Raw genomic sequence first — 11,955 nt, forward strand, 5'->3', positions numbered from 1 at the left:
ACCCGGTCCCATTTCGAACCCGGTCGTTAAGCTTTCCAGCGCCGATGGTACTGCCTCCATGGTGCGGGGTGGGAGAGTAGGTCGCCGCCGGACATCTTTGTGGAGCGGGCAGCCCCTTTCGGGGGGTTGCCCGCTTCTTTTTGTTGTGGGTGGGGTTGTGGGTTGTATCGGCCCCACCCAGGAGCAGTCCGCGAGGCCTGGGAACTGCGGCCTTGTCGGGCTCTTCGCAGTTGAGGGTGTAGTCCGGTCGGCGCGTCGGTGGCCGGGTAGGGGTCGAGGTCTCCCGAGGATGGGGGTGACTATGATCTCGGGCTCGAAGTGCTCGCGCAGCGGTTGGAGCCCGATCGGGCGATTCTCCGGTGCCGGGTTGTCGAGCCCGACAGATGGTGTCGTCGCTGCGGATGCCAGGGCGCGGCCAGGGACACGGTGGTCCGGCGGTTGGCGCACGAGCCGTTCGGGTGGCGGCCCACGGTGTTGGAGGTCAGCCTCCGCCGATACCGTTGTAACGCCGCCTCCGACGACCCGGAACACGGACCGACGACGCGCCGCGAGCCGTCAGTCGCCGACGCTGCCGTCGATCATCTCGCGCAGGATGTCCGCGTGGCCCGCGTGCCGGGCGGTCTCCACGATCACGTGCAGGTACATCCACGTCAGCTCCCTGCCCCGCGGTGTGGTGACGGCGTAGTCGAGGCTGTGCTGGGCGGCGATCTCGCGGGAGCGGTCGCACTCCGCCTGGTAGGCGGCGATGACGTCGTCGAGCTTCTCGTTCGGCTCCAGCCGCAGGTCGGCCTCCGGGTCTGCGTCGGTCCACGGCGGCGTGGGCAGCTCCGCGGCGGGGATCTGCCCGATCTGCTCGGCGAACCCGCCCAGTTCCACCCACCGCAGGTGTTTGATCAGGCCGCCGAGGTTGGTGCCGGTCGGCACCGGGCTGCGCCGGGCGTCCTCCTCCGACACCCCGCGGGCCTTGCGCACGACGGCGTCGCGCAGATAATCCAGGAACGTCTCGAGCTGCTCGCGCTCGCTGGCGGCGACCACGCTGCCGAGGATCTCACCGGGTCTAGTCATGGCCGGAACATAGCACGCGGGCCGACCCTCGCACCGGGGCTGTTTTTGGGCTCTTCGCAGTCGCAGTTGAGGGTGTAGTCCGGTCGGCGCGTCGGTGGCCGGGTAGGGGTCGAGGTCTCCCGAGGATGGAGGTGACTATGCCGTCCATCTGGAAGACCTCGACGTGTCTGACGCTACCTTCGCCCGCCCTGACCTGACCACGTTCGCTCGTCTTGATGATCTCGGGCTCGAAGTGCTCGCGCAGCGGTTGGAGCCCGATCGGGCGATTCTCCGGTGCCGGGTTGTCGAGCCCGACAGATGGTGTCGTCGCTGCGGATGCCAGGGCGCGGCCAGGGACACGGTGGTCCGGCGGTTGGCGCACGAGCCGTTCGGGTGGCGGCCCACGGTGTTGGAGGTCAGCCTCCGCCGATACCGGTGCACCGGGTGCGGTCACGTGTGGCGCCAGGACACGTCGCGGGCCGCCGAGCCGCGGGCGAAGCTGTCGCGACGTGGCCTGTGGTGGGCGCTGGAAGCCCTGGTGTGCCAACACCTGAGTGTCGCCCGCGTCGCCGACGCTCTGGGGGTCTCGTGGAACACCGCCAACGACGCGGTCCTGGCCGAGGGCCGCCGGGTCCTGATCGACGATCCGCACCGCTTCGACGACGTGCAGGTCATCGGCGTGGACGAGCACGTCTGGCGGCACACCCGGCGTGGCGACAAGTACGTGACCGTGATCATCGACCTGACGCCGATCCGCGACGGCACCGGGCTGGCGCGGCTTCTGGACATGGTCGCCGGCCGCTCCAAACAGGCGTTCAAGGCCTGGCTCGCCGAACGGGACAAGTCCTGGCGCGACAATATCGAGGTCGTCGCGATGGACGGGTTCACCGGGTTCAAGACCGCCACCGCCGAAGAGCTACCCGAGGCTGTGCCGGTGCTGGACCCCTTCCACGTCGTCCGTCTGGCAGGCGACGCCCTGGATCAGTGCCGGTGCCGGGTCCAGCAAGCCACCCACGGGCACCGAGGCCGCACCGGCGATCCACTATATGCCGCGCGACGCACCCTGCACACCGGCGCCGACCTGCTCACCGAGACCCAGCAGCACCGGCTGACGGAGCTGTTCGCGGCCGACGCCCACGTCGAGGTCGAAGCCACCTGGGGCATCTACCAGCGGATGATCGCCGCCTACCGTGAGCCCGACCGAACCCGGGGCCGCGAGCTGATGAGGCAGTTGATCGAGTCGATCAGCCGAGGCGTCCCCAGCCCGTTCAGCGAGATCATCACGCTCGGCCGCACCCTGACCAAGCGCGCCGCCGACATGCTCGCCTACTTCGACCGGCCCGGCACATCCAACGGCCCCACCGAAGCGATCAACGGCCGCCTCGAACACCTCCGCGGCTCCGCCCTCGGGTTCCGCAACCTGACGACCTACATCGCCAGATCACTACTCGAGACTGGCGGCTTCCGACCCCAACTACACCCTCGATTGTGAAGAGCCCCTTGTCGGCCTTGATGGATGAGCGAGCAGCATGAGAATTGTCGTTGATGACCTGTCCGGCCCCGAGATTGCCGAGTTCCTCAGCGAGCACCTTCAGCAGTTGCGGTCGATTACGCCTTTGGAGAGTAAGCACGCACTCGATCTCGACAAGCTCCGCGAACCCGAAGTCACCTTCTGGTCTGTGATGGATGGTGAGTCCGTGGTCGGCTGCGCTGCGATCAAGAAGTTGGACGCGGACCACGCCGAGTTGAAGTCGATGCGTACTACCGCACATCGCAAGCGCAGCGGGGTCGCCTCACTGCTGCTGGGCCACATCCTCACCGAGGCCGAGCGTATGAACTTCGCCCGATTGAGCTTGGAGACCGGCAGTGCTGAGTTCTTCCTGCCTGCCAGGAGACTCTATGAAAAGTTCGGGTTCGATTACTGCGCTCCCTTCGCCGATTACCGGCTTGACCCGAGCAGTGTGTTCATGACGAGGTTGATCTAGCGGGTTGCTGCGGCCCTTTTCCTTCCGGCCATGGGCTCCTTCCAGCTGTGGGTTGAATCGGCGCCACGACGAGATCATCCGTCGAGTCGAGAAGTAGCCATTTCCCGGTCGCCGCCGGCGTCCGCGGGTTTGTGGCGGGGGCGGGCCAAAGCCGTCGCTGCGAGGATCAGCGTGGTGAGCACGAACGCGACGCGCAGGCCGTGGTGGTCCGCGACGATGCCGAGAGCTGTGGGACCGACGATCGTGCCGATTCCGAGGAAGAACACGGTCGCGCTGAACCCTGCGGACGGCCGGTCGGGGAAGACGCGGTAGCTCCACACGGCCAGCAGTCCCGACCCCGCCATGAACGCCGACCCGTACAGCACCGCCGAGGTGGCGATGGCGCCCCACGCCCCAGGTGCCACCGACCCGGCCGCCCACGACCCGGAGGCCGCCCCCAGGAGGGCGACGGCGGTCGCGAGCGCGCCGACGAGCAGCGTGTGTGTCCGGCGCAGCCCGAGGCGTTCGGTGAGGGCCCCGGTCAGCACCCCGGAGATCCCGGCCGCGCCCATCAGGGTCCAGAACAGTGGGGCCGCTTCCTGGACCCCGGTGGCCTTAGTGACGGCGTCACCTGCGAACGCCCAGTACACGGCGCCGCCCAGGCCGTAGCTGAACGCCGTGAGGTACAGCGGCACGGCGTCGCGGCGCAGTGACCAGCCAAGGTCCCAGACCGGGACGTTCCGCGCTGGAATCTGTGTCGGGGCCCGGGCCGGTGCCGCACGGCGGGGGAGGACGCGGGCGTTGTAGGCCGTGACGGCGAGGGCGATGAGGGCGAACGCCATCCAGGCGTACCGCCATGCCGCGCCGGCGGCGAGTAGAGCCAGCGGCCCTGCGATGGCTGTGGCGAATGCGGTTCCGCTCGGGAGCAGCGCGAGTACGCGTTCGCGGCGCTGCGGAGGCAGCGCTTGGTCCACGGCGTCGGAGTAGGGCGCCCACGCCCAACCGGAGCTCGTGCCGGCCAGGATCAGCCCGATCACCAGTGGAGGTGTGCTGCCGGCGAACGCCACCATGGCCATCCCCGCTGTCGCGGCGAGGCCGCCCGTGATGATGAGCGGGCGCGGGCCGAGCCGGGAGACGAGGGTTCCCACGAGGGTGAGCGCCAGGAGGTAGCCGAGGTAGGTGGCGCTCGCGACCATGCCGACCAGTGACATCGACAGGCCGAACTCGCGCCGGATCTCCGGCAGGAACAGCCCGTAGCCGTATCTGGCGAATCCGAACGTGACACCGATCGCCATCACCCCGGCGATCCCGATCCGCCAGTGGTCCGGAAGCCTCCGGTGCAGCCGCATTGTTCTCCTCGATCCGCGTTGGGTCTTCCCTTGGGTTCTCCAGGGCCGTTGACCAGGATCGATGGAGGGCGGGTACGTCCACCAGTGGCGTAAAAGCCATTAGGCATTATATTTGCGCCATGGCGAGTGCACTCGGAGAGAGGGAGAGCAAGGGGACCGAGGGGATCAGGACCGTTGTCCCGGTGCTGGCCGACAGTCCGCTGTTCGAGCTGGCCGTGCCCTGCGAGGTGTTCGGCAAGGAGCGGTTCGACCTCGATCCGCGCTGGTACGAGTTGACGCTGTGCGCCACCGCTCCGGGCCCGCAGAACGGTCCGGGCGGGCTGCGGCTCGAAGTCGACGCGGGCGTGGAGGCGCTCGACGACGCCGATCTCGTCGTGGTCCCCGCGTGCAGGATGCCGGACTACCGTCCGCCCGAAGACCTGCTGGCAGGGCTTCGGGCAGCCCATGCGCGGGGCGCGCGGATCGCGGCCGTGTGCTCGGGCGCGTTCGTCCTCGCCGAGGCAGGGCTGTTGGACGGGAAGGAGGCGACGACGCACTGGATGTACGCGGAGGAGCTGCGCCGCCGCCATCCCCGGGTCCTGCTGGTCGAGGACGCCCTCTACGTGGACACCGGGTCGGTGCTGACCAGCGCGGGCACAGCGGCGGGCATCGACCTGTGCCTGCACATCGTCCGCAGCGACTTCGGCGCCGCTGTCGCGGCGGACGTGGGTCGGCGCATGGTCGCTGCGCCGCACCGGGAGGCCGGCCAGTCCCAGTATGCGCCGGACCCGCCGCCGCGTTCCGGCGTCGAGTCGGGGCTGGCGCCGGTCCTCGACTGGGCCGTCGAGCGGCTGCACGAGCCGTTGACCGTTCCGCAACTCGCGGGGCGAGCGGGCATGAGCCTGCGCACCTTCGGCAGGCACTTCGCACGCGAGACGGGCGTCACCCCGCTCGCCTGGCTCAACCGGCAGCGCCTCGCGAAGGCCCGCGAACTACTGGAGACCACCGATCTTTCCGTGGACGCCGTCGCACAGCGGAGCGGGCTCGGCGGCGGCGACCTGCTGCGCCAGCACTTCCACCGCCACCTCGGCAGCACACCGGCCGCGTACCGCCGCACTTTCCGCAGCGGTCCGCCCACCTGGTAGCCGCGGCCCGACCGCCCCGCCTGGGGAGCCGGGCGCCGGAGGCGGCCGCGGGCTTGGGGAGAGGGCGGTCCCAGGCCAACCGAACGGGAATGTCGGCGCCGTTTGTGATCATCAGGCCATGCACACGATGCCCCTTCCCGGCCTGCACACAGCGACCAGCGCAATCGAAGGACGACGGATCGCCTTCGACACCGGCGGCAGCGGTCCGCCCGTGCTGCTCCTGCATGGATTCCCGCAGACCCGCGTGACTTGGCGCGAGGTCGCGCCCCGCCTCATACGACGGTTCGAGGTCGTCTGCCCGGACCTTCCCGGGTACGGAGACAGCGACCGCCTCGCCAATGGTCCGGAAGGGTTTGCCAAGACCAGGGTCGCTGAGCACATGGTCGGCCTGATGCGCTCGCTCGGCCATGACCGCTTCGCCGTCGTCGGACACGACCGAGGTGCGCTCGTGGCCTTTCGCGCCGCACTGGACCACCCCGAGATCGTCAGCCACCTCGGTGTGCTCGATGTGCTTCCGACGGTTGACAACTGGGCCGCTCTGCACGGCGCCAACGGCGTGTTCGCGTTCCACCTGTACCTGCTTGCGCAGCCCAGCGACCTGCCCGAACGGATGATCGGCGCGGACCCGGACGCGTTCTTCGGCCACTTCCTCGACACCTGGACCAAACAAGCCGGCGCGATCCCGCCGGAAGTGCGGGCGCATTACCTTTCCGCCATGCGGCGCCCCGAGGTCATCCGCGCCGTCTGCGACGACTACCGTGCCAGCGCCTTCATCGACAGCGCCCATGACGAGGCGGACCAGAGGGCGGGGCATCGCCTGAAAATGCCGGTGCTGGCCGCATGGCAGGACCCCGGAGACACGCCGCTACCGTTCGACCCCGCCCAGATCTGGTCCACTTGGGCACACGACCTGCTCACCCTCGTCGAGCCATGCGGCCACTTCCTCCCCGAAGAACGCCCCCACCAGATCACCGACGCCATCACGGAGCTCGTCATCCGGTGATCATGGCTGTGTCCCGTAGGTCGATGAACGCGTCACGCAGGTACGCCACCACCGCGAGGACGGCCATGACCGCGCAGGGACCAGGGGTCCCGACATGCCGTAGAGTGAGACGACTTGGACCTACCACGCGCTGCTACTTCTCGGTGGCAGCGCTTTTGAGCGTTTACGGGCGGGACATGACTGACGACAGCGGATCAGCGGGCCGTGGCGGCTCGGGACCGCGCGACCGCGGAGGCCAGCGCTCCGGTGGCTACGGCGGCCAGGGCTCGGGACAGGGCGGCCGGTCCCGTACCGGTTTCGGCGGCGGCTCCGGCGAACGGGGCGGCTTCCGGGGACGCCCCCCTGGGCAGGGGGGCCGCCCCCGTGACGACCAGCGATCCGACCGCCGAGATGACCGCGGTGGCGACCGGCGCGACGACCGTAGGGACGACCGCCGCGACGACCGCGGCGGAGAACGGCGCGACGACCGCTCCGCCCCGCGTGGCGGGCAGGACCGCCGCGATGACCGGTGGGCTCCGCGCGGCGGGCAGGGCGGCGGGCGGCCTGACCGTCGTGACGACCGGTTCGGTGGTGGCCGCGATGACCGTTCCGGCGGACGGCCCGACCGTCGCGATGACCGTTCCGGCGGGCGGCCTGACCGCCGCGATGACCGGTTCGGTGGTGGCCGCGATGACCGTTCCGGCGGGCGGCCCGACCGCCGCGACGACCGCTCCGGCAGTGGCCGTGACGACCGTTCCGGCGGGCGCGGTGGTGAGCGCCGCTGGCAGGGCCGGGGTGATCGCCCGTTCCGGTCCGACGACCGGCGCGGCGGCCGTCCCGACCGTCCGCAGCGCGACCGCGACGAACCCCGCGACCCGCGCGACGTCGCTCCGCCGCTGCCCGAGGAGGTGCAGCCGCACCAGCTCGACGGCGAGGTCCGCGCCGAGCTGTCGACCCTGCCGAAGTCGCTGGCCGACGCCGTTGCCCGGCACCTGGTCATGGCGGGGGAGGTCGTGGAGGAGGACCCCGACCTCGCCTACCGCCACGCGGTCTACGCGCGCCGCAAGGCGTCGCGCGTGGGCGCCGTGCGCGAGGCGTCGGGTGTGGCCGCCTACAAGGTCGGCAAGTGGCAGGAGGCGCTGTCTGATCTGCGTGCGGCCCGGCGGTTGACGGGCAACAACTCCTATCTCGCGATCATGGCCGACTGCGAGCGGGGCCTCGGCCGGCCGGAGCGGGCACTGGAGCTCGCGCGGGGCCCTGAGGCGCAGCGGCTCGGCGGCGAGGACCGTGTCGAGCTCCGCATCGTCGCCTCCGGTGCGCGTCGCGACCTCGGCGAGCTGTCCGCCGCGCTGGCGGAGCTCCAGGGCCCGGAGCTGAAGGAGCGCAGGGCGCGGCCGTGGGTCGCCCGCCTGTTCTACGCCTACGCCGACGTCCTCGAAGAGCTGGGGCGTACGGTCGAGGCGCGCGAGTACTTCGCGAAGTCGTCCTCGGTCGACCGCGAGGGCGCCACGGACGCCGATGACCGCCTGGCCGAACTCGAAGGCGTGGAGATCGTCGACATCGGCGGCGACGTCGTGTGGAGCGACGCCGAGGACCCGGAGTTCGACGAGGACGACGACGAGGTCGACGAGGGCGGCATCCCCGGGGAGGCCGCGTCCGCGTCCTCCGATGAGCGGGCGCCCGAGCGGGACGCGCGGGCGCCCGACGACAGTGGGCGCCGCCGCCCCGATCCCGAGGACTGAGGGGCGCCGCAGCGCCGCATGAGTGCGGCCCCCGCCGGTGCGCGGGGGCCGCATTGTGCTGTGCGGACGGACGGACGGACGGGCGGCGGTGGTCGTCGCCCGCGCCTTTCCCTTTCCCCCGTCCTCCCTGAAGCGGCGACGCGCGGGCTGCCGCCGTCCCACCGCCGTTCCACCGCTGTCCCACCGGGGTCCGCCCTGGTGGACGCGGCGGGCGGCCCCTTGCCATGATCGAGTGTGCTCGTCATCCTCAGCGGCCTTCCCGCGACCGGCAAGACCACGATCGGGCGGCTCGCGGCGGCCGACATCGGCGCGGTGCATGTGCGGGTCGACACCATCGAGCAGGCCATCGTCCGGTCCGGGCTGGCCGAGCACCCGCTCGGCCCCGCCGGCTACACGGTCGGCCACGCCGTCGCCGGGGACATCCTCGCCCAGGGCCTGGATGTGATCGCGGAGTCGGTGAACCCGCTGCCCGTCACCCGATCGGCGTGGCGCGGCGTCGCGTGGTGGGCGGGTTCGGCGTTCGTCGAGGCGGAGGTGGTGTGCTCCGACCCGGTGGAGCACCGCCGCCGGGTGGACACGCGCGGCAGCGACGTCCCCGGCCTGGTTAAGCCGAGGTGGGAGGAGGTGCGCGACCGCGAGTACGCGCCGTGGACGGACGCGCGGCTGGTGCTCGACACCGCGCTGCACGGCCCCGCCGACTGCGCGGCGATGCTGCGCGGCGCCGTCGAGCAGGAGCGTGCGCGCGGCCGGGAACCGGGTGCTGGCTCCTCGGCGGCGGATCGGTGACACTGGATGCATGCCTGAGCTGCCCGAACTTCAGGTCTTGGCGGAGTTCCTCGGTGAGCGGGCCGTGGGCCGTGTGGTCGCGCGCGTCGACGTCTTGGCCGTGTCCGTCCTCAAGACCTACGACCCGCCGGTGGACGCGCTCGGCGGCCTCACCGTCACCGCCGTAGCCCGGCGCGGCAAGTTCCTGGACTTCGACGTCGACGGCCTGCACCTGATCGTGCACTTGGCGCGGGCGGGGTCGCTGCGCTGGCACGAGCGCGTGTCGGGCCGGGCACCGCGGCCGGGGAAGGGCCCGTTGGGGCTGCGCGTGTCCTTGGACGACGGCAGCGGCTTCGACCTCGCCGAGGCGGGCACCCAGAAGCGCATGGCGGTCTCCGTGGTGCGCAGCCCCGACGACGTGGAGGGGATCGCGTCGCTGGGCCCCGACCCGCTCGACCCGGGGTTCGACCGGGCCGGGTTCGCCGCGCTGGCGGCCGGCCGGCGCACCCGGATCAAGGGCCTGCTGCGCGACCAGAAGGTCATCGCCGGAGTCGGCAACGCCTACTCCGACGAGATCCTGCACGCGGCGCGCATCTCGCCGTTCGCCATCGCGGCCGACCTGTCGGCGGAGCAGGTCGACCGGCTGTTCGAGGCGACGCGCGGCGTCCTGTCGGCGGCGGTCGAACGGGCGCGCGGCGCCGATCCCGGTTCCCTCGCGAAGGAGAAGCGGGCGGGTTTCCGGGTCCACGGCAGGACGGGGCGGCAGTGCCCGGTGTGCGGCGACACCATCAGGGAGGTGTCGTACGCGGATTCCGCCCTCCAGTACTGTGCGACCTGCCAGACCGGCGGCAAGGCGCTGGCCGACCGCCGGATGTCCCGGCTGCTGAAGTAGCCCCCGGGGAGTAGCCCCTAGACGAGAGCGGAACGACCGGATGCGCGATGGGGAGACCACCGGGGCGGGCGGTCCGCCGCCGCTGAACGGCGCGGTCGTGCGCATCGGCGCGATGCCCGAACACCACGACTCGGTGGTGTGCCTGCTGTACTCGGGGCGCCGCCCGGTCCTGGTCCGGCACCGCGACCGCGCGTGGGAGTTCCCCGGCGGGCACACCGAGGAGGGCGAGGACGTCGACGCCACCGCGCGCAGGGAGGCGCGCGAGGAGGCCGGAGCGGAGTTGGGCGAGGTGCGCACGGTCGGGTTCTACGTCCTCGCGGGCGGACACACGACCGTGGTCACGCATGCGCAGGTGCGGGCGCTGCGCCCCTTGACCGGTGAGTTCGAGACCGTCGAGGTGCGCGCGTTCGACCGGCTCCCGGCCGACCTGTCGTGGGACGACGGGATCTACGCGCACCTGCTGCGGGAGAGCGGCCTCCCCGGCGCGCCGCCCTCCGGCAGCGGAGCCTGAGCTCAGCGGGCCCCGATGGCGCGCGTGTAGGTCGCCTCCCACCCGCCCGGCCGGTAGCCGAGGCGGGCGTTGACCGCCAGCATGGGGGCGTTGCGGACGTGGTTGTCGGTGTAGGCGCGGGTGAAACCCCGCTCGCGGGCGCGATGCAGCGCCGTGGTCTTCGCGTAGGTGGCGAGGCCGAGCCCCCGGTGCGCGCGCAGCGTGCCGGTGTAGGCGGAGCTGACGCGCGCGGTGGGTGTACCCGGCGCGTTCGGCGAACCGCCGTCCCGGGTCGTCCATCACCAACGCGTGGGCGGTGTCGGCCCCCAGGTCCCGAAGGTGGGCGTCGGCGGCGTCGAGGAGGGCGGCGCCGACCCCGGTGCGGCGGTGCTCGGCGGGCACCATGATTTCGATGATGCCTGTGCGGTGCTCCGCGGGTTGGACGGGGGCCCAGGCGCGCAGTGTGCCCGCGAACACGCCGCCGCGCTCGGCGACCATGCTGAGCAGCCGGGTGCCGGGGGCGGCGGCCTCGAACCGCCAGAGCGCGTATCCGGGTGTGGTGAGGGTGAACGGGATGACGTCGCGCCGCAGCGCGCACACGGCGTCGATGTCGGAGCGGGCGAACGCCCGGACGGTCGCCCCGGGGTGCGGGGCACTCGCGGGTGCGGGCTCCGACGCGCTCACAGGTCGATCCGGTAGGCGGCCTCGTCGGTGTGCGCGCGGTAGCCGAGCCAGGTGTTGATGGCGAGCATCGGGGCGTTGGTCGAGTCGTTGCCGGTGAACGCGTGCGTGTATCCCAAGTCGCGCGCCCGGTGCAGGACGTGGGTCTTGGCGTACTTGGTGATGCCCCGGCCGCGGAACTCGCGCAGGGTGCCGGTGAAGGCCGATCCGATGCGGCCGTCGCCCGACACGTTGATGCCGACGATGGCGGCGGGTGCGCCGTCGGAAACGGCCACGGTGCTCAGTTCGCGGTCCAGGATGGGGTCCGCCCACGAGGTCTGCTGCCAAGTCGCGTAGGGCACCTGGTCGAAGGGGAGGTCGCTCGGCTCGTCGGCCAGGGCGGCGGCCTCGATGGCGTGGATCGGGCGGGGGTCGTCGGCGAACTCGGCGTAGGGCCGGAGTTCGACACCGTCGGGGCGCGCGGGAACCGGTGGCAGCACGGACAGGTCGAGTACCTGGTGCCGGGCGACCGACACTTCGCGGTATCCGGCCTTCTCCGCGCGCCGGCGGCCGGCGGCGTCGGTGGTGAACGAGCGGATGGTGGTGGCGCCGACGGACACCAGGTGCTTCGTCGCCGTGTCGATGAGGGCGGTGCCGATGCCGCGTCCCCGCGCTTCGGCCAGCACCATGGTCAGGTGGAAGCCCTGCCCCGGGACCGACGTCTCCCATTCGAGGGCGGCGCGGGTGAATCCGACGACGCGGCCGTCGAGTTCGGCGACGAAGGACGCGCCTCGTTCGCCGGCGGGCGGGTTGTGGAAGCGCCAGCGCACCTGCTCCGGCGAGCTGATCAGATGCGGGGTGATGGCACTGCGCACGGTGTGGACAGCGGCGGAGTCGTCGGCGGTCGCGGGGCGGATGTCGAAGGTCATGGACGCTGACATTA

Annotated in this window: 13 protein-coding genes, 1 rRNA gene and 2 pseudogenes; 10 read left to right on the plus strand and 6 right to left on the minus strand. The window is 71.5% G+C overall.

Features of this window, described 5'->3' with window-relative positions:
- Together rrf and CLV63_RS23645 are read left to right on the plus strand one after the other, a co-directional pair.
- Positions 1 to 93 (plus strand): 5S ribosomal RNA (gene rrf / locus CLV63_RS23640); the annotation flags it as partial.
- A gap of 210 nt (positions 94 to 303) precedes the next feature.
- Positions 304 to 504, plus strand: a pseudogene (locus CLV63_RS23645) (ISL3 family transposase); the annotation flags it as partial.
- 51 nt (positions 505 to 555) lie between these two features.
- On the opposite strand, the gene CLV63_RS23650 reads toward CLV63_RS23645, so the two are convergent.
- Positions 556 to 1,065: a DinB family protein gene (locus CLV63_RS23650; protein WP_106585401.1), complete on the minus strand. Its 510-nt coding sequence runs from the start codon at positions 1,063 to 1,065 to the stop codon at positions 556 to 558.
- A 163-nt stretch (positions 1,066 to 1,228) separates the two neighbouring features.
- On the opposite strand from CLV63_RS23650, the gene CLV63_RS23655 reads away from it, so the two are divergent.
- Together CLV63_RS23655 and CLV63_RS23660 are read left to right on the plus strand one after the other, a co-directional pair.
- A complete protein-coding gene (locus tag CLV63_RS23655; RefSeq protein ID WP_106585402.1) occupies positions 1,229 to 2,536 on the plus strand; it encodes an ISL3 family transposase in 1,308 nt (435 codons plus the stop codon).
- A 37-nt stretch (positions 2,537 to 2,573) separates the two neighbouring features.
- The gene (locus CLV63_RS23660; protein WP_106585403.1) at positions 2,574 to 3,029 is read left to right on the plus strand and encodes a GNAT family N-acetyltransferase; all 456 of its coding nucleotides are present in this window, start codon (positions 2,574 to 2,576) and stop codon (positions 3,027 to 3,029) included.
- Positions 3,030 to 3,103: 74 nt separating this feature from the next.
- Here the strand turns inward: CLV63_RS23660 and CLV63_RS23665 are convergent, their stop codons facing one another.
- On the minus strand, positions 3,104 to 4,357 hold the full coding sequence (locus tag CLV63_RS23665; protein ID WP_106585404.1) for an MFS transporter: 1,254 nt from the start codon (positions 4,355 to 4,357) through the stop codon (positions 3,104 to 3,106).
- A gap of 119 nt (positions 4,358 to 4,476) precedes the next feature.
- Between CLV63_RS23665 and CLV63_RS23670 the strand changes: the two genes are divergently transcribed.
- Both CLV63_RS23670 and CLV63_RS23675 read left to right on the plus strand, forming a co-directional pair.
- Positions 4,477 to 5,481, plus strand: a complete 1,005-nt coding sequence (locus CLV63_RS23670) for a helix-turn-helix domain-containing protein (protein ID WP_106585405.1) — start codon at positions 4,477 to 4,479, stop codon at positions 5,479 to 5,481.
- A gap of 118 nt (positions 5,482 to 5,599) precedes the next feature.
- Positions 5,600 to 6,484, plus strand: coding sequence for an alpha/beta fold hydrolase (locus tag CLV63_RS23675; protein ID WP_245929006.1), 885 nt, complete (start codon positions 5,600 to 5,602; stop codon positions 6,482 to 6,484).
- A gap of 194 nt (positions 6,485 to 6,678) precedes the next feature.
- Here CLV63_RS23675 and CLV63_RS23680 read toward each other — a convergent pair whose 3' ends face one another.
- On the minus strand, positions 6,679 to 7,383 hold the full coding sequence (locus CLV63_RS23680; protein ID WP_106585406.1) for a hypothetical protein: 705 nt from the start codon (positions 7,381 to 7,383) through the stop codon (positions 6,679 to 6,681).
- Between CLV63_RS23680 and CLV63_RS23685 the strand changes: the two genes are divergently transcribed.
- From CLV63_RS23685 to CLV63_RS23700, 4 genes are all read left to right on the plus strand, one after another.
- On the plus strand, positions 7,372 to 8,205 hold the full coding sequence (locus CLV63_RS23685) for a hypothetical protein (protein WP_245929007.1): 834 nt from the start codon (positions 7,372 to 7,374) through the stop codon (positions 8,203 to 8,205). The two genes, CLV63_RS23680 and CLV63_RS23685, sit on opposite strands and share 12 nt — an antisense overlap.
- 234 nt (positions 8,206 to 8,439) lie before the next feature.
- Entirely contained in the window at positions 8,440 to 8,991 is a 552-nt protein-coding gene (locus CLV63_RS23690) for an AAA family ATPase (protein WP_106585407.1), read from the plus strand.
- A gap of 10 nt (positions 8,992 to 9,001) precedes the next feature.
- Positions 9,002 to 9,862 carry an Fpg/Nei family DNA glycosylase gene (locus tag CLV63_RS23695; protein ID WP_106585408.1) on the plus strand — a complete coding sequence of 287 codons (861 nt, stop codon included), beginning with the start codon at positions 9,002 to 9,004 and terminating at the stop codon, positions 9,860 to 9,862.
- A 40-nt stretch (positions 9,863 to 9,902) separates the two neighbouring features.
- Positions 9,903 to 10,373 (plus strand): NUDIX domain-containing protein, encoded by a 471-nt coding sequence (locus CLV63_RS23700; protein WP_106585409.1) that lies wholly within the window; start codon positions 9,903 to 9,905, stop codon positions 10,371 to 10,373.
- A 2-nt stretch (positions 10,374 to 10,375) separates the two neighbouring features.
- Here CLV63_RS23700 and CLV63_RS35170 read toward each other — a convergent pair whose 3' ends face one another.
- From CLV63_RS35170 to CLV63_RS23715, 3 genes and pseudogenes are all read right to left on the minus strand, one after another.
- Complete coding sequence (locus CLV63_RS35170; RefSeq protein ID WP_342751434.1) at positions 10,376 to 10,573, minus strand: GNAT family N-acetyltransferase; 198 nt, start codon at positions 10,571 to 10,573, stop codon at positions 10,376 to 10,378.
- A gap of 97 nt (positions 10,574 to 10,670) precedes the next feature.
- Positions 10,671 to 10,850: pseudogene (locus CLV63_RS35305) on the minus strand (GNAT family N-acetyltransferase); the annotation flags it as partial.
- A 182-nt stretch (positions 10,851 to 11,032) separates the two neighbouring features.
- Entirely contained in the window at positions 11,033 to 11,941 is a 909-nt protein-coding gene (locus CLV63_RS23715) for a GNAT family N-acetyltransferase (RefSeq protein ID WP_245929008.1), read from the minus strand.
- Between the last annotated feature and the right edge of the window lie 14 nt (positions 11,942 to 11,955).

The organism is Murinocardiopsis flavida (assembly GCF_003014485.1).
GTDB classification, from domain to species: Bacteria; Actinomycetota; Actinomycetes; order Streptosporangiales; family Streptosporangiaceae; genus Murinocardiopsis; species Murinocardiopsis flavida.